At 40.1% G+C, this 22,505-nt stretch carries 26 protein-coding genes and 2 pseudogenes; 24 read left to right on the top strand and 4 right to left on the bottom strand.

Going from position 1 to position 22,505, the window contains the following annotated elements; all coding sequences use genetic code 11:
• Positions 1 to 6: 6 nt before the first annotated feature.
• The 5 genes from comI to ACUUJN_RS18570 all read left to right on the top strand — a co-directional run bounded on the left by comI (position 7) and on the right by ACUUJN_RS18570 (position 4,939).
• The gene (comI, locus tag ACUUJN_RS18590; RefSeq protein WP_007431380.1) at positions 7 to 99 is read left to right on the top strand and encodes a competence inhibitor ComI; all 93 of its coding nucleotides are present in this window, start codon (positions 7 to 9) and stop codon (positions 97 to 99) included.
• 380 nt (positions 100 to 479) lie between these two features.
• Complete coding sequence (locus ACUUJN_RS18585; protein ID WP_058829979.1) at positions 480 to 896, top strand: DUF2569 family protein; 417 nt, start codon at positions 480 to 482, stop codon at positions 894 to 896.
• Positions 897 to 1,114: 218 nt separating this feature from the next.
• Positions 1,115 to 2,194 carry a hypothetical protein gene (locus ACUUJN_RS18580; RefSeq protein ID WP_484668794.1) on the top strand — a complete coding sequence of 360 codons (1,080 nt, stop codon included), beginning with the start codon at positions 1,115 to 1,117 and terminating at the stop codon, positions 2,192 to 2,194.
• Between the two features lie 157 nt (positions 2,195 to 2,351).
• On the top strand, positions 2,352 to 2,942 hold the full coding sequence (locus ACUUJN_RS18575) for a uridine kinase family protein (protein WP_028543165.1): 591 nt from the start codon (positions 2,352 to 2,354) through the stop codon (positions 2,940 to 2,942).
• A gap of 365 nt (positions 2,943 to 3,307) precedes the next feature.
• Positions 3,308 to 4,939, top strand: coding sequence for a hypothetical protein (locus tag ACUUJN_RS18570; protein ID WP_484668793.1), 1,632 nt, complete (start codon positions 3,308 to 3,310; stop codon positions 4,937 to 4,939).
• A 122-nt stretch (positions 4,940 to 5,061) separates the two neighbouring features.
• Here the strand turns inward: ACUUJN_RS18570 and ACUUJN_RS18565 are convergent.
• Positions 5,062 to 5,348: pseudogene (locus tag ACUUJN_RS18565) on the bottom strand (hypothetical protein).
• 153 nt (positions 5,349 to 5,501) lie between these two features.
• Between ACUUJN_RS18565 and ACUUJN_RS18560 the strand changes: the two are divergent.
• Entirely contained in the window at positions 5,502 to 5,726 is a 225-nt protein-coding gene (locus tag ACUUJN_RS18560) for a helix-turn-helix domain-containing protein (protein WP_484668792.1), read from the top strand.
• Between the two features lie 106 nt (positions 5,727 to 5,832).
• Entirely contained in the window at positions 5,833 to 6,288 is a 456-nt protein-coding gene (locus tag ACUUJN_RS18555; protein WP_071644342.1) for an NUDIX hydrolase, read from the top strand.
• Positions 6,289 to 6,531: 243 nt separating this feature from the next.
• Here ACUUJN_RS18555 and ACUUJN_RS18550 read toward each other — a convergent pair whose 3' ends face one another.
• The gene (locus ACUUJN_RS18550; protein WP_484668791.1) at positions 6,532 to 7,281 is read right to left on the bottom strand and encodes an SDR family oxidoreductase; all 750 of its coding nucleotides are present in this window, start codon (positions 7,279 to 7,281) and stop codon (positions 6,532 to 6,534) included.
• A gap of 239 nt (positions 7,282 to 7,520) precedes the next feature.
• Between ACUUJN_RS18550 and ACUUJN_RS18545 the strand changes: the two genes are divergently transcribed.
• The 10 genes and pseudogenes from ACUUJN_RS18545 (at position 7,521) to ACUUJN_RS18500 (ending at position 13,108) form a co-directional block, all read left to right on the top strand.
• Positions 7,521 to 8,090, top strand: a complete 570-nt coding sequence (locus ACUUJN_RS18545) for a TetR/AcrR family transcriptional regulator (RefSeq protein ID WP_484668790.1) — start codon at positions 7,521 to 7,523, stop codon at positions 8,088 to 8,090.
• A gap of 128 nt (positions 8,091 to 8,218) precedes the next feature.
• Complete coding sequence (locus ACUUJN_RS18540) at positions 8,219 to 8,431, top strand: hypothetical protein (protein ID WP_484668789.1); 213 nt, start codon at positions 8,219 to 8,221, stop codon at positions 8,429 to 8,431.
• Between the two features lie 175 nt (positions 8,432 to 8,606).
• Positions 8,607 to 8,914 (top strand): annotated as a pseudogene (locus tag ACUUJN_RS18535) (hypothetical protein).
• A gap of 89 nt (positions 8,915 to 9,003) precedes the next feature.
• Positions 9,004 to 9,417, top strand: a complete 414-nt coding sequence (locus ACUUJN_RS18530) for a GNAT family N-acetyltransferase (protein ID WP_075154544.1) — start codon at positions 9,004 to 9,006, stop codon at positions 9,415 to 9,417.
• 317 nt (positions 9,418 to 9,734) lie between these two features.
• Complete coding sequence (locus ACUUJN_RS18525; protein ID WP_484668788.1) at positions 9,735 to 10,130, top strand: DMP19 family protein; 396 nt, start codon at positions 9,735 to 9,737, stop codon at positions 10,128 to 10,130.
• Positions 10,131 to 10,267: 137 nt separating this feature from the next.
• Entirely contained in the window at positions 10,268 to 10,717 is a 450-nt protein-coding gene (locus tag ACUUJN_RS18520) for a hypothetical protein (RefSeq protein ID WP_484668787.1), read from the top strand.
• 292 nt (positions 10,718 to 11,009) lie between these two features.
• On the top strand, positions 11,010 to 11,324 hold the full coding sequence (locus tag ACUUJN_RS18515) for a GNAT family N-acetyltransferase (protein WP_338532673.1): 315 nt from the start codon (positions 11,010 to 11,012) through the stop codon (positions 11,322 to 11,324).
• 297 nt (positions 11,325 to 11,621) lie between these two features.
• Entirely contained in the window at positions 11,622 to 11,981 is a 360-nt protein-coding gene (locus tag ACUUJN_RS18510) for a GNAT family N-acetyltransferase (protein ID WP_202983873.1), read from the top strand.
• 23 nt (positions 11,982 to 12,004) lie between these two features.
• Complete coding sequence (locus tag ACUUJN_RS18505; RefSeq protein WP_061829686.1) at positions 12,005 to 12,460, top strand: DinB family protein; 456 nt, start codon at positions 12,005 to 12,007, stop codon at positions 12,458 to 12,460.
• A gap of 21 nt (positions 12,461 to 12,481) precedes the next feature.
• Positions 12,482 to 13,108, top strand: coding sequence for a class I SAM-dependent methyltransferase (locus tag ACUUJN_RS18500; protein ID WP_484668786.1), 627 nt, complete (start codon positions 12,482 to 12,484; stop codon positions 13,106 to 13,108).
• 161 nt (positions 13,109 to 13,269) lie between these two features.
• On the opposite strand, the gene ACUUJN_RS18495 is transcribed toward ACUUJN_RS18500, so the two are convergent.
• The gene (locus ACUUJN_RS18495) at positions 13,270 to 14,133 is read right to left on the bottom strand and encodes a sulfurtransferase (RefSeq protein WP_075154534.1); all 864 of its coding nucleotides are present in this window, start codon (positions 14,131 to 14,133) and stop codon (positions 13,270 to 13,272) included.
• Positions 14,134 to 14,208: 75 nt separating this feature from the next.
• Positions 14,209 to 15,153: a DMT family transporter gene (locus tag ACUUJN_RS18490; RefSeq protein ID WP_068942459.1), complete on the bottom strand. Its 945-nt coding sequence runs from the start codon at positions 15,151 to 15,153 to the stop codon at positions 14,209 to 14,211.
• A gap of 233 nt (positions 15,154 to 15,386) precedes the next feature.
• Between ACUUJN_RS18490 and ACUUJN_RS18485 the strand changes: the two genes are divergently transcribed.
• From ACUUJN_RS18485 to ACUUJN_RS18455, 7 genes are all read left to right on the top strand, one after another.
• Positions 15,387 to 16,295 (top strand): hypothetical protein, encoded by a 909-nt coding sequence (locus ACUUJN_RS18485; protein ID WP_209943012.1) that lies wholly within the window; start codon positions 15,387 to 15,389, stop codon positions 16,293 to 16,295.
• A 212-nt stretch (positions 16,296 to 16,507) separates the two neighbouring features.
• A complete protein-coding gene (gene dapD, locus ACUUJN_RS18480; protein WP_013311259.1) occupies positions 16,508 to 17,221 on the top strand; it encodes a 2,3,4,5-tetrahydropyridine-2,6-dicarboxylate N-acetyltransferase in 714 nt (237 codons plus the stop codon).
• Positions 17,222 to 17,402: 181 nt separating this feature from the next.
• A complete protein-coding gene (locus tag ACUUJN_RS18475; protein WP_068942451.1) occupies positions 17,403 to 18,539 on the top strand; it encodes an N-acetyldiaminopimelate deacetylase in 1,137 nt (378 codons plus the stop codon).
• A gap of 75 nt (positions 18,540 to 18,614) precedes the next feature.
• A complete protein-coding gene (locus ACUUJN_RS18470) occupies positions 18,615 to 19,724 on the top strand; it encodes an ABC transporter ATP-binding protein (protein ID WP_023989587.1) in 1,110 nt (369 codons plus the stop codon).
• Positions 19,714 to 20,526 (top strand): ABC transporter permease, encoded by an 813-nt coding sequence (locus tag ACUUJN_RS18465; RefSeq protein WP_023989586.1) that lies wholly within the window; start codon positions 19,714 to 19,716, stop codon positions 20,524 to 20,526. The genes ACUUJN_RS18470 and ACUUJN_RS18465 overlap by 11 nt, the downstream gene beginning before the upstream one ends.
• Positions 20,516 to 21,337: an ABC transporter permease gene (locus ACUUJN_RS18460; protein WP_023989585.1), complete on the top strand. Its 822-nt coding sequence runs from the start codon at positions 20,516 to 20,518 to the stop codon at positions 21,335 to 21,337. The genes ACUUJN_RS18465 and ACUUJN_RS18460 overlap by 11 nt, the downstream gene beginning before the upstream one ends.
• Positions 21,334 to 22,407, top strand: coding sequence for an ABC transporter substrate-binding protein (locus tag ACUUJN_RS18455; RefSeq protein WP_023989584.1), 1,074 nt, complete (start codon positions 21,334 to 21,336; stop codon positions 22,405 to 22,407). The genes ACUUJN_RS18460 and ACUUJN_RS18455 overlap by 4 nt, the downstream gene beginning before the upstream one ends.
• Positions 22,408 to 22,505: the final 98 nt, after the last annotated feature.

The following is a 22,505-nucleotide window of genomic DNA, read 5'->3' as shown; positions in this document are numbered from 1 at the left end:
GAAACCATGGAAGTGAAAGATGCGATGACTCTTATGCTATTATTCGGAACATTCATTCTTGCACTTTTAACATACATCAATAACAACAAGAGAAAGTAAAAACCCACCCCAAGGTTGACCGCCAAAGGTGGGTTTTTATTCCGAAAGCTTTAAGAAGGGATAAACCATCCAAGCCAATTGTACTGACCAAGTGTTGACGCACTTGGTCTTTCTTTAAGAATATGATAACACATGAGAAAAGATGAATCAAAGCTAAAATAAATAATTGAAGTGAAAAGGACAGGTTAGTAAGCAATCTCGAAGAAGCATATCCATCCTATAACATAATATTCAAGCAGCGGCTCCTGATAGAGCCTAGGTCTGCGGGAAGTATATCGAAGAGGGATTTCAACAGACAACCCTACGGGTTCATGAATACAGAAGCGTTATCTGAAACCAATGCTCAATGCAAATAAAAGACAAAAATTAAGGAGCCAATAATGCAATTATCTCAGAATAGTATGAGTGGAATTAAAGGCTGGCTGCTTTTCTTTGTGATCTATTCTTTTTATCTACTTATAAGTAATTTAATAGGTCTTTATTTCGAATTTTATATTTATATGTTAGTTGGAACAATTGGTTGGAATCTTGCTAGAACTATTTCTGTCGGAATATATTTATTTTCTGAAGTCTTAATTATTGTTTCTCTAGTGCTTATATTGAAGAAGAAAAGGAAAGGACCAAATATAATAATTCAAATTGAAATAATCACTATAATATTTGGATTTTTAAACTTCATTCTCACAATTAACAAAATAGATGAACTCCCAAGTTTAATCTCTACAATTATTTTTGGATCAATATGGATTTTGTATTTTAAAAACTCAAAACGAGTCAAAGCAACATTTGAAAGTTAATCAAGAAGGCATTGGCATCAGATAACAAAATATTCACGCATCGGGCCATTCGGCCCTCGGTCCGGCAGAGACATTTTGGGGGAGTGGAAGCAGCCGGACAACCCTGCACTGGCTAAGTCCGTCGGACCCGGCGCGTTCGCTCCTTAAGCCAGTGAGGGTTCGTGAATACAAGAACGTTATAGGAAATAAACGCAACTTCAATTGATGGAGGAATCCTTGTGAATAAAGAAGTGAAGATGAGATCTTTAGGACTCTCACAATCTGAAATAAAATCATTCAAAAATAAAAAAGTTGAATTCAATAAATTAACAGGAACAATAATGAAAAAAAGCCGAGCGGATGCTAAAAGACTAAGATGCTACATCTGTAATACTGAGTGCAGTAGTTTTTGTAATTCCCATTCAGTTCCAAGATTTTGTTTAGATAATATTGCTGTAGATGGTCGCCTACTTTATTCAGGCAATTTAATTGACTCAGTTATGTTTGATAAACCTAAAGGGATAAATGAAGCAGGGACATTTAAAATAATATGTAACGATTGTGATAGTAAAGTTTTTAAAGATTACGAAAACCCTGAAAACTACTTTAATGAGCCGAATGATAAAATGCTCTCACAAATGGCTATGAAAAACTATTTGAAGAACATTGGTAAAAGAGAACTTGAAAATGCACTATATCCTAATATTGAACAGTTACCAGGCGGATTTGCGGATCATATGCACTCTATTAATAAGCTTGATTTAAGAGAATATGTTATGGGATTTGAATATTCTAAAAAGGCTACGGTATCAAAATGGAATGACCATTTTTACTTGGCTTACTTCGAATCTCTTGATTATGTTGTTCCAATAGCTTTTCAGAATTGTGTATCATTAATAGCTGATTTTGAAGGTAATACTATAAATGATATCTATAATAGTTCTCAAGAGTATCTTTTAAGTGAAATGCACATAAGTGTATTGCCATTTAAAGATCATAGCGTTGTATTGATTTTTCTAAAAAATGAAGATAAGAGATACAGAACTTTCTTTAAGAAATTTAAAAAGCTCACAATTCAAGAAAAATTAAAAGTGATTAATTATATAATTTTTAGTTATTCGGAGGATGTCTTTATTTATAAAGGATTAGATAAAGAAATTTTAGAGAACGAAGAATTAAGGAGGGTAGCGCAACAGACAAATGTGGCTGAAGCAGCTACGCCGTTTGCTAATTTCCTTGAAGAAGCTAAAAGAGTATTCGATCTACAGAATAGAAATTCTATTCCTAACTTATTGGATGAATCTTATAAAGTAAGATGAAATTTTTAGGCGAAATCGAAGAAGGCGTTAACATCCTATAACACAATATTCACGCTGCGGACATTCGTCCTTGATCTGGCGTTCGCCAGATACCCAGCATACGCTGGGTCGTGAATACTGAAACGTTATACGCAAACCTGGAGAATGGAGAAAAAATATGGAAATCTTTCAAATAAATCAAATGATTGAAGCAATTAAGAAGAAACCAAAAACACACAATAGCTTTATTATTGGTATTGATGGATGTGGAGGTTCCGGTAAGAGCACATTAGCAGAAAGATTAAAGGAGACGTTTACTGAGAATGTTTTTGTAGTACATATGGATGATTTTTACTTGCCATCAGAACAAAGAAAACATATAGAAAACACAGATGATATTGGTAAAGATTTCGATTGGAAGAGATTATTAAATCAAGTGATACTGCCTTTAAGTAAAGGTTTATTAGGAAAGTATCAAAGATATGATTGGAATACTGATACATTAACGGAATGGAATACAGTTTCAGGTGGCTCAATTGTAATCATTGAAGGAGTATATACTTTAAGAACCGAGCTATTTAGATACTATGACTATACTATCTGGGTTGATACACCCAACAAAATAAGGTTACAAAGAGGTATCGACAGAGATGGTGAGAATATGCGTACTATGTGGGAAGATACATGGATGCCTGCAGAAGAACAATATGTAAAGATACAGAAACCTTATGAAAGAGCTAATATTATAATTGATGGATCAGGACAATAGAGAAGAGGTAAATCTGATAGATTGAAAGTAATTTTTCAGTGAATTCGAAGAGGTCCTGGTCAGCGTATAACACGGTGTTCCCACTGCGGCTCCTACGGAGCCTTGGTCTGCAAGAGGGATTTCGAGGAAGCATATTCAGCAGACACACCTGCACCACCTAACCGCATCGCGGCCGGTCCTACGGACCTTAAGGTGGTGAGGCGTCGGGAACACAACAACGTTATACGACAGAATCAAAAATAATAGAAAAATACAGGTGACGTAAGTCTTTGGATAATTATACTCACTTAGAGTTAGTTTCCATTGGATATCAAAAATAATAATGGATCTAAAACAATTCAATATAAGATAATGAGGTGTCTTTGATGGTGTCAGAGAGAGAGGTAAGAAAAAAGTTAGCAGAACATCTGCGGTGCCGTATTAACATGAATTTCGAACTTCTTAAAAGTGAAATGAATTATGATACTAGATATTTAGTAATGTATCCATTGATTTTTATTGAAGAAGAATCGCTTCGAAGCAATGGGAATTTAGCAACAATCTCTAATCAAGTTATGAGAACTTCATTATCTTGGTTTCTTAAAAATATTGAAGAGAAAGGACAATTGGAAGATTCGAAGCTCCAATTTAATATGGCACAGTATGAGAAATTCAAGAAAAAATTCTATCCTTTTATTGTAAAGTGCTATCAAGATTATAGAGATTATCTTGAGGTATGTGATCATGCTTCTTACGCACATAGTGAATTTGTTGAAATTGAAGATAATAAGTGGAGAGTAATTACTTCTTTAGTTAGTGATAGATGGCCGGTAGAAAATTTTTATTATGAGAGACAATTTGAAGAAGATAGCATTACAAATAATGAAGTTGCCTATCGTCAGGATACTGAAATGAAATTTCTGGAATCGACTTTAAAGTCAATGAGTGGAGATCTGAGTGGAAATACTCAAGCACTTTATGATATGTGCAGAAACAATCTTGAGTTTGATTTCAAATTTTTAGGTCCTAATCCAATCAGTAGTTTGGTGCCTGATTTCGATATCTTCAAAAAAGTTTTAGCGGCACTGCAATATATCGCAAGAGTAAAGTTGAGTGAAAATGCTTTGATTAAAAGTTTTAAAGGCTCAACAGATCATAAATCTCTATTATTGCAATATAAAAAAGAGGACTTAATAGTAAGGGTTATTGATTTTTGTAGTGCTCCGAAGAAGTCAGTTATTGATTGTCTGGATTATTTAAGTATGGGTAATGAAGGAAGCTTATTTGAGTTTCCTATTATCCAAACGAAAAATAAATACATTTTCAATTCTTCTTCGATTCTTGTTAACGATTGGCATTTTGCATTCGTTAACGGTCATTATGCTAGAAACGTAGATTTTACTAATCGAGATATAATGGTATCGAGCAAAGTTATTGACATAATTGAGGAAGTATCCAATAAAGCAAAAAACATTAAAGTAGCTAGAGAACATTATTATGAGTTTACTGATGCTTCTGGAAAAAAACAAAACTCGGATATTGACTTTGCATTGTACGATCAGGATTCTAATACTGCGCTAATTCTAGAAGTGAAGTGGAAGAATAAACATTATGTTTCGGAGATGGATTATAATCATTTTAAAATACAGAGTAGTCTATTTCAAATATATAACGAACAAATAAAAAAACACAAAGAATTTTTGAGTGTACACGATAATATTGAGGCTTTATTTAAGTGTAAGATTGCTAAAAAAACTGAGATTTCTTACTTAGCAATTGATAAAAGAAATCAACTATACCTAGGAGAAGAAAAGATGATGTCTGTTTATATGCTTGCAACTTTTTTAAGGGCTTACTTAAACGCACGGTCTATTGATCTTAATAAAGTAATCTCTGAAATCAATACCTTACAAACGAGCACGGAATATTTCCATAGCGACGATGAAAATATTATTCAAGTAGATGAAATAACTATTCTAAGTGATCAAATCAATTCAGACAATTACTTTCATCTATGAATACGTTAAATTTAATGAGAAATTGCATATCAGACTGACCGTTTAATCGAAGATGCGATTCCGTCGTAAAGACGCTATACGATAGGATCAAAACAACTGAAAAAAGAGGATCATATGATCCTCTAAATGTTAGAATTTTTCAATTCACTAAAGAGTTGTAGAGCGTCTTTGAAATCTTGTATGTAGATGCTTCTTTCTAAGATGGATTGGAGAGATATTTGAGCATCTTCGTACAGAAAAACCGTATGTTGAAGTTGATCGGGTAACGCTTCACGAAGTGTTCTAAAGTATCGATCTGTCTCCGAAGAAAGCTGATTGTACTCCGATGATACTCCAGAAGCTCAGCAAAGAGTAATTCTAAACGTATTCTTATAAGTGGCTCTGTCAATGATTCTAATGTATTAATCATATGTTCTTCCTCCTTTGATTAACTCCATAGAGTTATTATATAACCCTATAGAGTTAATTACAAGGTGGATATTTGACTTTGTAGAGTTAAATCTTTGCTTTTCGCTGATGATTATTGATATGGGAGATAAGATAGAATTATGGAGGGGAGAAGATGACCGTAATCAAGTGCAATATAAGAGAACTCATGGCAGAACATCGAATAGATGATATAACAGAACTGATGGCGAAATCGGGATTGAGTCGGAATTCAATCAATAAGCTATATAGGGAAACAAATATAGAAACAACAAAGCTGAAAACTTTATTCAAGCTTTGCGATACATTTAACTGTAAATTATCTGATTTGATTGAATATCTACCTGGAGACCATCAATAGTGAGGGCAGACTCAAAAAGTGAATCCGTCGTATAACGTTCAAATTCAAGCAGTGGCTCCTAACGGAGCCTTGGTCTGTTGGAGGATCTCAAAGGGGCGTGAAGATATTGAATTACATAAGAGAATTAAGAGAGTTAGTAGGTACCCGACCTATAATTATGGCAGGAGCATGTGTGATTCTCATAGATGATGAGGGACGATTATTATTGCAACAAAGAACTGACAATGGTCTATGGGGATTACCAGGAGGTTCAATGGAGCCTGGTGAGAATATGAAGGAGGTTGCAAGCCGGGAACTTTTTGAAGAGGTAGGCTTAGAAGCTGAAGAGTTAGAATTACTTGATATATTTTCAGGCCCGGAACTTTACTATCGATATCCTCATGGAGATGAAGTATATAACGTAGTTGCAGCTTATATATGTAAAGAATACAGTGGAATAATTAAAGGTGATGAAGCTGAAGTACAAGATATACGATTTTTTGATTTAAACAAGATACCTAATCAAATAAGTCCTCCCGACCTACCGATAATAACAAGATTTTTAAATGAGGTAAGATCATGAAAACATTTTTTTAGTAAATCGAGGATGTCCCCGACATCACCTAACAAAGGGCTGCTTGAACTTCAGGAATACCCAAACGATATGTGAAATCAACGAAATTATTTAAGAGGTAAACATGGGTGTGACCGCTTGGCGCTTTTTCTTACTCCACGTGCAAGTTGCAATAAAATGAACATAAAGTAGACGGAGCTGAGTGTCTACTTCATGTTCGCCTAAATTTTTGCAAATTGAATTACAGGTGGATCAATGGATCTTTGGAGGTTCAGAATTCATCATATCGTTAAGCTGGGTCACAAAAACACCTTCGTTCGGGCCAGGGTTATTTCGAAACATTTTCGCTTCTTCCACCAGAACTTCGTCTATATCCGTGCCAAGTATCTTTATTGTTGCATCAATGAATGAATCAAGTGGCATCGCACGCGGTTCATCGTTGTTGCTTTGAACCCATGGGGGCACAATTTCTATTACTTTTACCGATGTGTCCTTAAGCATGTACCTTTGAGACAGCGTATAGGTATGAAGTGCTGCCTTCGTCGCGGAGTATACAGCAGTTGTCGCTAACGGTACAAATCCAAGTATTGAAGTCGTGTTAATGACAACCGCTTCTTCTTTGGCCTTCAAATGCTCGATGAATGCAGAAGTCAACCGAATGGGGCCAAGCAAGTTTGTAGTGACAGTCGAAATCAAAACATCCTCATCGATCACGCCCGCCGCGTCATCGGACTGTATGATGCCGGCGTTGTTAATCAAGACATTAAAATCCGGGTATTCTTTGATTAACTGCTTGGCGGTCGCCTTTATGCTGGCAGGATCTTGTACATTCAATTCCACTGCGGACATGCCGGGATTCGCTTTAATCGTCTCCTCCAGACGCTCTTTACGTCGACCGGAGATAATAACTTTATTTCCAAGATTGTGGAGAGCTTCTGCTAACGCACGTCCAATTCCCGAACCGCCGCCTGTAATAAAAATCGTGTTTCCTGTAAGTTTCAATTTTTAAACCTCCTAATTCAATATGATTTAAATCATTCAAAAGATTGTAAAACAATAGATTTCATGATTACAGCTCCTCTAGAATTGAACATATGTTGAATCATCAACATAAATTTTATAAAGTGAATGTATCAGAGCGGTATGTGGGGTTCAATGGTTAAAACAAGCGTGGTTGTTGATTTTTCAACAGAGGACTTCGAAATGTTCATTTTTTCGGATGGTACAAAGGGGAGAAGGATATGGACAGGCGTATTCAAAAATCGAGGCAAGCCATTATTGATGCTTTTATGAGGCTGATGTCAGAAAAGGAATTCGAGAGAATTACGATCAATCAAATTGCGGAGGAAGCGAATGTCAATCGCGGAACGGTTTATTTGCATTTCGCTGATAAGTACGATCTGCTCGATCAATGCATGGAAGCTCAAATTAACGAGTTACTACGCAATTGTATGTCTGAAGATAACTTCTTTCATCTCCCTTCCAAAACCGCACTACTGCGTACGTTTGAATATTTGGAGCAGCATGCTTCATTCTACTCTATAATGCTGACGAACAAGGGAAGTACGGTTTTTCGAAACCAAATAGAGACAATGTTTCGGCAAAGTCTGAGCGAGCATCTGGATTCGATCAACCTCGATCAGGAAATGAACAGGGACATTATGGTGCAATTTTTAATTTCAGCAGCGGTGGGGGTAGTGGAATGGTGGATTACCCGTTCGATGCCATATCCGGCATCGGTCATGGTTGAACAATTTTGGAATTTGCTGAACCGTGGTGTCGAGGGACACGAACGAACATCGTCCATTTGAGTCTCTAATTTAGAGGCTTTATACACAAACGTTATCAGAAATTCTTGAATTACTGAAACATAATAATAAGATCTCAAAAGTACTAAAAACTATAGTATAAAGAACACGAAAGATCTGGAGGTCATTTTATGGATATACTCTTTGCCAATTATGGGATTAATATAATCCGAAGAGATGGGGGAATATTCATTAGTTTTGATGCTGGTGGAATAGTGGTTCAAATGATAGAAATAGAAATAACAGAAGAAGAGTCACTAAAAGCTCAGAAAAGTGAAAGAGATGCATATGAACTAATAATCAAACTACAAAATGAAAAAAGACCATATAAGAAAATTCGCTGATAAAAAAATTTGCAGATTGATTTTGAATGCATAGTGAAGAAGTTCGGTAACTTCTGATAACATAATATTCAAGCATAAGAATCCTCACGGAGCTTTGGCCTGTTGGGATGGAGTTGGAGGAGGGATTTCAGCAGACAACCCCAGAAAAAATAAAAAGACAATGGAGGTATGTTTGGTGCTGACACTAGAAAAAGCTAGAAAAAATGATGCACAAAAACTTGCTGAAATACAAAAGGCCAGTTTTGAGGATGAGTCAAAGCACCTTAATAATAACGGAACCGTTGGGCCAATAGGGTATGACTCCATAAGTTGGCAAGAAGGGATGATGCAAAATTGCTAATATTTCAAGGTGCTCTTTAATGGAGAAATAATCGGGGGAGCAATCCTAGCTGGAGTGTGAAGAATCATCACTTCTATTCAAAGTGTGGGTTTACCAAAGTTAGAGAAGAAGGTGACTTATACATTTTTGAAAAGACTTTATAAACTTATGTAATGTACAAACGTTATGAGACATCAGTGCTAAGTGTTACCAAGAAGATATTTAATGAGAAGAGTGAAAGGGAGGATTTACAATGAAGATTGATTTTGCGATTGAATCAGATTATGAGTATATCTCGTTAAGAGACAAGCACATACATAAGACACTGATAAGACCAAAAATAAAAGAAAATGAAATTCTAATAATCAGAGAATCCAATCAAGAAATAGGTTGGATGAGATACGGATTTTTTTGGGACAACACACCGTTTATGAATATGATATGGATAGATGAGGAGTATAGAGGAACAGGTATTGGTAAAAAAGTTGTCCACTATTGGGAAGAATTAATGAAACAAAAAGGATTTGAAATGGTCATGACCTCAACACAGTCGAATGAAGGAGCTCAACATTTTTATAGAAAGCTTGGATATAGAGATGCTGGATGTTTAATGCTTGAGAATGAACCTCTGGAAATAATACTGACAAAGGATTTAAACAAAAATTGACGTTGAGTAAATCAAGGAAGGCACTGTAATCTGACAACATAACATTCAAGCTGCCGCTCCAATGGAGCCTAGGTCTGTGAGTTGGATTTCGAAGAGGAATTTCGCAGACAACCCCTTTGGGTTCAGGAATACAGAAACGTTACATGAAACCATTCAAAACCCAAACTATGAAATCAAGGTGAATATGATGAGTACCCTAAATCATGTTATAAAGCTATTAATTCCGCCCCATAATAACTTTTCGGCTACAGATCTTGTGGAACACATGGGTAGTGTGATCTACGGAGAAGAGGCTAGCTCAATAAGAGACATGATTTATGTTGAGGACTATTATTTTATTAATAGATTTTGATACAGAATTATCAATGAATGGAGTCTTCGGGTTTCTGGAAAATTCCACTGGAAAGTACTTGAATGAAACAATTTCTGCTTTAAAGCTAATTAAAGCAGAAAAAGATTCGTCTATTATGGAGGAGATAAAGGAGCTAATTGAAGGTATTAATTTTAATGGGAAAATAAAATTAGAACCATATCAAGTTACAACATTTGAAGAGAGACATGACATTAATGAAAAGCTGCTTAAAAGAATTGAAGAGTTGGCTGATGGACTGTATATATATTCAATGGATAGAAATATTTTCGACAACTTAATTGGTTATCTTTCTAACAACTGGATTGTATTGTTGAAAAAGCTTAAGGATGTTTGTAAGTAACTCGCAGAAGTGCGCGGTTTCATCTAACCCGGCATGCACTGGGCGTCGTGAATACATTCTTGGTCCGGTAAGAAAATAAACAGTTGATAGGAAGATGCAGATTTCATTTGAATTAAATACGGTATGGAAGTGAATTGATGGAGGGACCAATCATAACTTGTATAAGTATAGGCGTTTATGCTCATGCACTTACAAGGGGCAATAAATACATCGTAAAAAAAGAAGATGGGGACAAGTATAGAATTATTGGAAACCATGGAAAAGCAGTTTGGATATCAAAAGCTCATTTTATTGAAGGAAATATAGAAGTGCCTTTTTTAGAAAGATGGAAGTTTGATGATGATCCAAAGGAGTTTGATTTGGTGGAGGTGACCCTTACTTTTTCGGATGGAAGTGAACGATGGAGTTTGGTGACAACCCCTCAAAAATTAGTAAATCACTTTGAAAAAGAAATGGAAATACCAGGATTTAACATTAAACATCTTATTATAACGAAAACAATGGACCACGATGATATTGAAAAAATATTAAAATATTTAGAGGCCAATGATGAATTAACAGAAGCAAGCCAAGCTTTGGAACGTTGATTCGGAGAGGATGGAGGAATTGCATAACATAATATTCAAGCTACGGCTCTTATGGAAAATATAGAAACATTAGGTGAAACCTTTGAGAATCTAGAAATGAGGTAACTTCAATGATGCAATACAGAATCCGACCAATAATAGAAGATGATGTGTTTTTTTTATGGGAGATGTTATATGAATCATTATTTGTCCCAGAAGGTCAAGAGCCATTCGATAAAGCGATAATAAAGACCCTTATATATCAAAGTATATTGAAGGTTGGGGAAGAGAGGGGGATTTTGGATTTATAGCAATGAACCATGAGGGTGAACCCGTCGGATCAATAACGGTTCGATATTTTAACGAGGATAATAAGGGATTTGGATTTATTGATAATGATGTACCCGAACTAGGAATGGCTTTGTTAAAAGAATACAGGGGAAGAAAAATCGGAATGGCCTTAATGGATGAATTATTTAAAGAAGCTAGGAAGAGGAATATAAAAAAATTATCCCTCAGTGTTGATCCGAGCAATGCAGCGGCAATGAAACTCTACGAGAGATTCGGATTTAAAGAAGTTGGGAAAGTTGATTCATCAATCACGATGGTTGTCGATTTGAGAAGTTAAAATACAGTAGTAATAAGACTATTTTAAGGAACTCAAAAGAAATCAAGGGTATCGCCTAACATCATATCCAAGCAGCGGCTCCTTACGGATTCTGAGTGCACCCAAACAATCTAAAACTCGGGAGTCAAGGGTTGAAAAATGTATGTAGAAAATTCTCAATGGAGAGGGATTAAATGATCGTTAAAAGTAATTCAGGCAAAGGCTAAATAAACGTATCAGAGGCGATAATTATGATAGATTTAGAGTCAGAAAGATTACTTATAAGAAATTTTCGATCTGATGATTGGAATGACCTACATGATTACTTATAAAATGATAGGACACATTTACTTTAATCAAACCGTACCGTTTGAGTTTTTAACATGGGAAATAGGATACATATTCAACCCAAGATACTATGGAAATGGATATGCTACTGAGGCAAGTAGAAGAGTATTGCAATATGGATTTGAAGAGTTAAAGGCTCATCGGATTATTGCGATGTGTAATCCAGAAAACGCTTCATCATGGAGATTATTGGAGCGCTTGTTGATGCGAAAAGAAGGTCACCATATGAAGAAAGCATTTTTTAATAAAACGGAAGAAGGACAACCCATTTGGCATAATGCATATCAATATGCGATTTTAGCAGATGAATGGCAAAGGAACAATGAATAATTTGAAAAAAGGAGCGTGATACCATGAATGAGAAGTCACGGTTACTAGAGGAGTTCAAAGAATGGATCAGTTTTGTTTCTGAGATTCGTGAAATGGATTGGCAAATAACGATTGCTGAAGGTAAATGGTCAGTTCAGGATGTCGTAAGTCATATACTGCTGTGGGATAAATACTTTTTTGAAGCAGCAATAAATCCGATATTAAACAATAAACCTTTGACATTAACACATATGGATTTTGAACAATTTAATCAGGATGCTATTGAATATGGAAAAACAAAAACGAAAGAAGAATTAATTAAAATGACTATTCAGTACCGTAACATGATATTGGAGAGTATAGAGAGTTTTGAAGACGATAAGTTTACTAAAGAATATGCTAACGGGAAGTTTACTGTAATATCATATTTAAGAGATTTTATCTGGCATGATCAACATCATATCAGACAGATTGATGAACTTAAAAGAAAAGCTATGTGAGTATATAGGCGGGTGAATCATATGGGGGATTATTGGAACAAAAGATTTACTGAAGAAGGGATGATTTGGGGTTGTGAACCAAGTCAAACTGTAACCCAAGCTATAGATTTGTTCAAAAAGAATAATGTACATGATATTTTGGTTCCTGGTGCTGGATATGGAAGAAATACAAAGGCGTTCTCTTCTTATTTTCAGGTTGATGGAATTGAGATATCTAGTTCAGCTATAAATCTAGCAAAAGAATGGGACTTAAAAACGAATTTTATTCAAGAATCGGTATTAGAGTTTAGTACAAGCCAAAGGTATGATGGAATATATTGTTATGATTTATTGCATTTATTTTTGTTAGAGGACCGAAAAAAACTGATACAGAATTGCGTGAAGCATTTGAAGGAATTGGGAGTAATGTATTTCACATGTTTTTCTGATTGTGATTTTAATAATGGTGTGGGTAGGGAAATTGAGGAAGGAACATATGAATACAAGAAAGGGAAATATGCTCACTTCTTTACTGAAGAAGATTTAATAGAACATTTTAATGATTTGAATATATTAGAAACGGGTTCCATAAGAGAAACTCTGATATATGCAGAAAAACAACAGAAAGAGTATGAATTAAGATATATATTTGTTCAAAAGATTGGATAGCTATTCAAAAAAGCAAGCAACTTCAACTACATCATTGTATTGCTTCACTTATCTCAAGTTGATTTTTTGTGTACTTTTGAACAAAGCAAATACACTGCCGTAAGCATAATCGCTAGGACAGTGTATTTGTCTTTAGAACCTGTATATCCGTTGAAAACTTTTTATTCCTCTCCGGTCGCCACCGGATTCTCCTCATAACTGATCCAGTCGCTCCAGCTTCCCGGATATAAACGGACCTTACTAAATCCAGCTTCATTCAAGGCGAGTACATTGGGACAGGCGGATACGCCGGAACCGCAATACACGATAATTTCTGCGTTTGGATCAAGGTCGGCAAAGTGCTGCTGCAATTGTTCCGCATTTTTAAAGCTGCCTTTTTCGTCCAATACTTCTTTCCAAAAGTAATTCACCGCACCGGGGATATGCCCCGCAGCTTGATCTATGGGCTCTTCCAGTCCCAGGTAGCGCGGCCGCTCTCTGGAGTCGATCAGTATAGGTGAAAAACCGATATAGGAGCCAACAGGAGCAGAATCTTCGGATATATGTTGTACTTCTTTCATACTTGTGAGCATTTGTGGCTGAACATTTGCCACAAAGGTCGAGGGAATGCGAATCGGCTGATCTGCCGTAACGGGGAATTTTGCTTCCTTCCAAGCGCTGTAGCCCTCTTCCAGCACATATACCTGCTCATGCCCGAGATAGCGCAGGAGCCACCAGAAGCGGGAAGCCATCATACCGCCTTGGTCATCATAAGCGACGATGCGTGAAGATGCGTTGATCCCGGCACGACTCAGACGTGCGGCAAGTGTATCCGCATCAGGTAATGGATGGCGACCACCATGCTCACCAAGAGGAGCAGTAAGGTCTTCTTCCAAATCGAAGTGAACCGCCCCTGGAATATGGTCTTCATTAAATTGAGTCCGTCCAGCCCCGGCTTGTCCGAGCAGGGAACGGCAGTCAGCAATGATCATGTCCGGCTCATACAATCGGGCCAGCAGCCAGCGTTTGGATACGATGGATTTCATAGAGGATTCCGCCTTCCTTTATTTAACAGTAAATTTAATCCGTTGAGTATGGTTTATGAAAATGGGGTAAATAAGTTAAGAGCTGGCCTTCAGGGGATGCTCAGTGTCGGGCAACTCACTTTGGTGGATGACTTTCTTTTTAAAATCCGCTCCGTATCGGATAAAAATCCATACCCCGAACAGGATGAAAAAGCCTGCACCAAATTGTAAAGTAGACAACCTTTCCCCGAGCAGCACCCAAGCTAGCAGGGAAGAAATAACGGGTTCGCCGAGTACCGCCATCGACACCGCGGTGGCGTTAATGTATTTGAGTAGCCAGTTAAACAGGTAATGTCCGAACAGCGTAGGCACAATGGCAAGCAGCAGGAACAGTCCCCATTCCCGTGGAGCGTATCCGGTAAAAGGAATGGCATTGACCACATTATACAGCGCAAGTGAGGTGGCTGCGATGGCGAAAACCCAAAAATTATACACAAACGCGCTCAAATGCTCGCGCAGATGCTTGCCCATCAGCATATGGATGGACACGGCTACCATACCCAAGAAGGACAGTGCGTCCCCGAGCAGGGCTTGTCCCGAGACATTGAAGTCTCCAGCTCCGATGGCCAGTGAGCCGATAAAAGCCATACCCATTCCGATGAGCATAGCACGATTCGTGCCCGTCCGGAAAAACAAAAAAGAACCGAGCATGACAAGGATCGGCTCCAATGTCATAATAACGGTAGAGCTTGCAACGGTGGTCAGTCGCAGTGAGCCCATCCAGAGTAAGAAATGCAGCCCTAGCGCAATGCCGGACCAGAGGATCAGCATCCACTGCTTGCGGGTCAGGCTAAACAGCTCAGTGCGGTATTTCCAGACCAAAGGCAGCATGATCAGATTGGTTAGGTACAAACGGTACATAGCGATGACGGACACCTCGGCTTCAGACCATCTTACGAAGATCGAGGAGAACGAAATAGCGATAATACCTACGATGTACAATAATTCAAAGGAAAACGACGGTTTGTGTGCTTGATTCATGTGGCAGCTCCATCCGTATGGAAGAAAGTAAATACGTCTATGTTCTTTCCAAGCGGTATCTCGAAAAATAGGTTTAATACAGCCCATTATACCGTACCTGACATTCCCGTGGTATTAGGATTTTGCAAAATCCTGAGAATATTATAAACGGGAGCAGGAGGTAGGATTTTAAGTGAGATGCTGCGTAGAACTTTTGCTGCACAAGCTCGTCTATCATAGTGGAGGTGGATTTTATGAAAAAACAAAACACATTTTCAATCATACTACTGACTGTAGTGGCAGTGCTGGCTCTGTCAGCCTGTGGAACGAAACCGCAAACCAATAACACCGCACCTCAAGGGTCAGACCAACCGCAAACGCAACAGCAGCCGCAAGTTAAACCGGAGCCAATCGCTGAGCCGGAGGTTAAAAAAGGCACAGGTGTATACAATGGAGCTGCTGACCCCCATACGGTTGAAATTGAAACCAATGGCGAAGCCCAATCCTTCCAATTGGGGGAGGGACTGGACACGGTAATAGCTGGACTTAAAGAAGGCGATACAGTAGCGTTTGAATACAACGAAAAAGCAGTAGAGGGCGACGCGACGGCGAAGCAACTGACTTTAACGAAAATACAAAAAACAGAGGCTGCAACAGATAGCAGTCAAAACGGAAGTTCCAGTCAAGCAGTAGGCGGGGAACGCTCGAAAACTCAAGCTTTTGAGCTTACCCTTGAAGGAAAAAAGGAAAAGCAGACAGCAACATTGGCAAAAGGAGAGGGATATTCACTGTATGTGTTTGATCCGATGTCCCTGTTTCCCGATCAAAACCGTGTTGCCTTGGCTGTAGATGATAACTATTATGCTGAAATTACAAAGCTGCCTTCCGATTTTAATCTGGATGAACTTCAAAAAGAAGGCGAAAAGGATCTAGCTTCCATCGGCAAGGTGCAAAAGCTGGACAAAACAGCCGTACCTCAAGCGCTGTCCAGTAGCCGTCTGTTCTTACAAGCGAGCGGTTCGAAGATAACACAACAATATATTGTTGTAGAAAATAAAACAGGCGGTTTCATCGTGAAAGTGAACATTCCACAAGGTGAACCTGCTGAAGGATTCGAATCCTTCATTTATACATCGCTGGAGAGCCTGCAAGCTAATAAATAACCCTACTTTGGTGTGGGGTGGTCGGCGGCTTACAATTATGAATTTAAGGCAGTCATGCCGCTGAAAATAGTTATTTTAAGGGCTAGGTTAGAGCTATAAGGGTCTAATCTATAATTGCGAGACCTGCACTTTTGTGCTATAAAGGATGAGAGAATAAGATCATTCCGGCTTGCGAAGTCGTATGAAGCGATGAAGGAGTTGTTAGATTTACTATGTCCATCGAAATGAATACACAAGAAGTCATCAACGTGATTAAAAACAGCAAGAAAAAGACGCCTGTTAAAGTATATGTAAAAGGAGCTTTGGCTTCCGCATCTTTTGGCGAGAATGTTCAAGCTTTTATTTCTGGAGACAGTGGTGTTGTATTTGGGGATTGGGCTGATATCAAGCCTGTACTGGATAGCGCAAACGCGAAAGAAGAAGACTATGTGGTGGAAAATGACCGCCGTAACTCTGCTGTTCCTATGCTCGATCTGAAAGGCATCAATGCCCGCATTGAGCCAGGCGCATATATTCGTGATATGGTTGGCATCGGTAACAACGCAGTCATCATGATGGGTGCAGTGATTAACATCGGTGTCACCATTGGTGAAGGCACGATGATTGATATGAATGCTGTGCTGGGCGGTCGTGTTAAAGTAGGTAACATGTGTCACATCGGTGCAGGCGTTGTCCTGGCGGGTGTCATTGAACCACCATCTGCACAGCCAGTTGTAGTAGAAGACGATGTATTGATCGGTGCGAATTCGGTCGTATTGGAAGGCGTGCGAATTGGTAAAGGTGCAGTTGTTGCAGCCGGAGCTGTCGTAACTGAAGATGTGCCTGAATACTCCGTAGTGGCGGGTACACCTGCACGTGTGATCAAACAGGTCGACGATAAGACCAAATCTAAAACTGAGATTTTGAAAGAACTGCGCGTTCTGTAAGAAGGCAAAAGTTTTTTATGTACCAAAGGTGAACGATTCCTTGTCAGAAGCATGATGCACTGACAGCATAACTTAGGGACGAAGCACAACGGACAAGGCTCGGCGGCTGCGCCGGGCTTTTGTCCTTTTGTTCTTTTGCCAGATAAGAGCTGATGAGCTATAAAGAGGAGGCGTAGCGGTAATGAGTACGGTCGACTATCGTTCTTTTGTCCAAATACGAAGAGATTTACACCAAATTCCCGAGCCAGGTTTTGAGGAATACAAAACACAGCAATATTTGCTGGATTATTTGGAAACGCTCCCTCAGGAGCGGTTGGAAATTCGTACATGGCGTACGGGCGTGTTAGTGTTCATTCATGGAACAGCTCCTGAACGCCGCTATGGATATCGTTGTGATATGGATGGTTTGCCGATTGAAGAAGAGACAGGGTACGATTTTCGTTCGACCCATCCCGGCTATATGCATGCTTGTGGACACGATTTACATATGACGATTGGATTGGGAATTGTTACTCACTTTGCAAGCCATCCGATTAAGGATGATCTGGTTGTGCTGTTTCAACCGGCTGAGGAAGGACCTGGTGGAGCATTACCTATGCGGGACAGCACGGAGCTGGCCGACTGGATACCCGATGAAATTGTCGCGCTGCATGTTGCACCTGAATATCCTGTCGGTACAATTGCGACTCGCCCGGGTATCCTATTTGCCAATACGTCGGAGCTGTTCATCGACTTGAAGGGTATGGGCGGGCATGCTGCGTATCCACACAAGGCGAATGATATGGTAGTAGCTGCTTGCCAACTGGTGGGACAATTACAGACGGTTGTAGCCCGTAATGTGAATCCACTCGATGCAGCGGTCATTACCGTGGGTAAGGTTAGCGGAGGCACGAAGCAAAATATTATAGCGGAAACCGCCCGTTTGGAGGGTACGATTCGAACGTTGTCAGCCGATACAATGATGCTGGTTAAATCACGGATTGAAGCGCTGGTACGCGGTGTTGAAGCTGGATTTGAATGCCATGCAGAGATTCACTATGGCTCAAACTATTTGCAAGTGTACAATGAAGCTCAGGTGACCGAGGAATTTATGAACTGGGTCCGTAACCGGCAGGATGTGCAGCTTATTGAATGCGGAGAAGCGATGACCGGAGAAGACTTCGGGTATTTTCTGGAGCGAATTCCCGGTCTAATGTTCTGGCTTGGTGTTGATACGCCTTATGGTTTGCATCATGCGAAGCTGGAGCCTGCGGAGGAAGCGATTGGTGTAGCCATTCGTGTGCTGACAGACTATTTTACATGGAAGTCACAAGGGTAAATGATACGCCCTGAATAATTATGTTTAATGAGAAGAATGAAATGGAATGAAGTCGAATTTTTGAAGGAGGGTGTTATGGGAGAGCAAACCATCATCCGATTTGAACGGGTGACCAAGCAATATGACAACGATCCCCCAGTGCTGGCGGACGTCAGCTTTGAGATTGAGCGTGGTAAATTTTATACACTGCTGGGTCCTTCCGGCTGTGGTAAAACAACGATTCTGCGTATGATTGCAGGTTTTGCGGAGCCGACAGAAGGCTCTATTTATTTAAATGGAAAACTCATTAATCGTGTTCCAGCCAATGAGCGGCAGGTCAATACGGTTTTTCAAGATTATGCGCTATTTCCGCATCTGAATGTGTTTGAAAATGTAGCCTTTGGTCTGCGCATCAAAAAGATGAACAAAAAGGACATTCAGGAGAAGGTGACACAGGCGTTGTCCTTTGTCAATCTGGAAGGCTACGGTGAGCGAGAAATTTCTGAGATGTCCGGGGGACAGCGTCAGCGTGTAGCCATCGCACGGGCTATCGTCAATGAGCCTGATGTTCTGTTGTTGGATGAACCGTTGTCTGCACTGGATTTAAAGCTGCGTACAGAAATGCAGTACATTTTGCGCGAAATGCAGCAGCGTCTTGGAATTACCTTTATTTTCGTTACGCATGATCAGGAGGAAGCGCTGGCCATGTCGGACGAAATTTTTGTTATGAATAAAGGTAAGATTGAGCAGAGTGGTACGCCTAATGATATTTATGATGAGCCGATTAATCGGTTTGTTGCTGATTTCATCGGCGAATCCAATATTGTCCCAGGACGGATGATTGCGGATTACCAAGTGGAATTTAACGGTCGACAGTTTGAATGTGTTGACGGAGGATTACGTCCGAACGAGCCCATTGAAATTGTGATCCGGCCAGAGGACTTGGAGATTACGAGTGTGGCTGAAGGCAAGCTACGTGTAAAAGTGGATACCCAATTGTTCCGAGGTGTTCACTATGAAATAAGCTGCTATGATGATTCGGGTCAGGAGTGGCTCGTACATTCTACCAAAAAGGCGGAGCTGGGCAGTGAAATCGGTCTGCGATTTGACCAGGAAGCGATCCATGTGATGCGGTTCGGGGAAACAGAGGAAGAATTTGATCGGCGTCTGGAAGCCTATGAAGAGGTGGATCAGCATGTCCGGTAATACAAGAGCAGCGTATCTGCTGCCTTACTATTTATGGATTGTGCTGTTCGTGGCAGCTCCGGTTGTACTTGTGTTTTACTATTCATTATTTGATGTGGATGGTCATCTCACCTTCAACAACTACGCTCAGTTTCTGACACCTGTTTATTTGAGCATGACGCTTAGCTCGTTCTGGTATGCATTTCTGATCACTGTATTTTCACTGTTAGTTGCTTACCCGGCAGCATATTTGCTCACACGCACCAAGCATAAGCAACTGTGGCTGTTGCTCATTATTTTGCCGACCTGGATTAACTTGCTACTCAAAACGTATGCTTTTATCGGGATCTTTGGTACCTATGGCCCAGTGAATGCGGTGTTAGGTATGGTTGGGTTGGGTGGTCAGCAATTATTGTTTACCAGCTCCAGCTTTGTGTTTGTGTCGGTTTATATTTTTGTGCCTTTTATGATTTTGCCTATCTATAACGCGTTGGAAGGTTTAAACCCTTCATTGCTGGACGCAGCCCGTGATTTGGGAGCCTCCAAGTGGACCGCGTTTCGCAGGGTTATTTTCCCGTTAACGCTTGCGGGTGTGCGATCCGGTTGCATGGCTGTGTTTATTCCAGCGTTGTCGCTGTTTATGATTACCCGCCTGATTGCAGGTAACCGTGTGATTACACTGGGGACGGCGATAGAGCAGCATTTTCTGGTTACTCAGGATTGGGGTATGGGCTCTACGGTTGCCGTGTTCCTGATTTTGGCGATGGGGATCATTATGCTGCTCACCTCTGGAACGAAACGGAGGGTGCGGCATGGTAAATAAAAACCGATTCGGGAATATTTATTTGGTGATTGTTTTTCTCGTGTTGTACGCACCTATTTTGTATTTGATGTACTATTCCTTCAACAGTGGCGGGACGATGCATGAGTTTGAAGGTTTTACACTCCAATATTACAAAGAGGTGTTTGCAGACACCCGTTTGATCATTATTGTCATTAACACCTTGGTGATTGCTTTGCTGTCGTCTGCGTTGGCTACGATTATTGGCATTATGGGGGCGCTGGCTATTCATCAGATGCAGAACCGTCGAGTCAAAAACACGATGCTGTCGCTCAATAATGTATTGATCGTGAACCCGGACGTCATTATTGGCGCTTCCTTCCTCATTTTGTTCACGATGGTCGGGATTAAGCTGGGTTTCTACTCCGTTTTATTATCCCATATTGCATTTAGTGTGCCGATTGCGGTCATTATGATTTTGCCGAGGTTGCAGGAAATGAGTCCATCTCTGGTCGATGCCGCGCGTGATTTGGGTGCCAGCCGAATGGATGTGCTGACCAAGGTGATTCTACCCTTTATCAAGCCAGGGATTTATGCGGGCTTCTTTATGGCGTTAACATACTCGCTGGATGATTTTGCGGTGACCTTTTTTGTGACAGGTAGTGGCTATTCGACCTTATCGGTGGAAATATACTCACGTGCCCGTCAAGGGGTTTCCTTGTCCATCAATGCGCTATCCACGCTCATTTTCCTGTTTACTGTGCTGCTGGTGGTGGGTTACTACTTTATTATGCGCAAGGCGAATCGTAATGGTAAAAAAGAGCCTGCGGCAGAAATGGGGGTGCCTAGATGAAGTCACTTGTGCGCGTGTTTCTGTCCATTTTCATCATCTCGTTTGGTCTGATGGGGGTTGCAGCATGGCTTAATTCCAGTCAAGGCTACTCCGGTGGCAACACACTGACGGTGTATAACTGGGGAGACTACATTGACCCCGAGCTGTTGGAACGGTTTCAGAAGGAGACGGGGATTACTGTCATTTATCAGACCTTTGACTCCAATGAGGCGATGCTGACGAAAATCGAGCAGGGAGGAACTTCGTTTGATGTAGCGGTTCCCTCGGAATATGCTTTGGCTAAAATGAAGCAGGAGCACTTGTTGCTCCCGTTGGACCACAGCAAGCTGCCGAATTTGAAGCATGTGGATTCTCATTTTCTAAGCCTTTCGTTTGACCCGAATAATGAATACTCGGTACCGTATTTTTGGGGTACAGTCGGGATTGTGTTTAACCCGGAGCTGACGAAAGGCATTGATTTTCATAGCTGGAACGGTCTGTGGAATCCAAAGCTACGTAATAACCTACTGTTGGTTGATGGTGCGAGGGAAGTCGTAGGGATGTCACTGAACAGCCTTCACTATTCCTTGAACGATACGAATGAGGCACATTTACAGCAGGCTTTGACGAAGTTGGAGAAATTAGCGCCTAATGTCAAAGCGGTTGTCGGTGACGAGATTAAAATGCTGCTGGCAAACGAGGAAGCTGCTGCCGGGGTTGTATGGTCCGGTGATGCGTCTGAAATCATGGATGAGAACGAGAAGCTCGATTACATCGTGCCAGATGAAGGCTCCAACTTGTGGTTTGATAATATGGTTATTCCAAAAACCGCTACCCATGTGGATGCGGCCCATAAGTTCATCAATTTCATGATGCAGCCCGATGTAGCCGCTCAAAATGCCGAGTTTGTAGGATACTCCACACCCAACGAGGATGGAAAGAAGTTGTTGCCTGAAGATATCTCTGGCGACGAGCGTTTTTACCCTCCGTCCGAAATTACAGATAAGCTGGAAGTATACAACAATCTAGGCAAGCGCATGCTCGCTCATTACAATGAATTGTTCCTGCAATTCAAAATGCATTTAAAGTAGGGGAGTGGCGTTGAGATTAGGGGTTGGTGCTTTAAAGGTCGCTGCGGTGGCGGATGGTGCTTACCATCGCTGTTAAATTCCGATTTTTATGATTGAAT

The sequence above is a fragment of the Paenibacillus sp. LRG-1 genome (assembly GCF_057220305.1).
The sequence above is the reverse complement of the archived record's forward strand: the minus strand, read 5'-3'. Positions and strand labels throughout refer to the sequence as shown.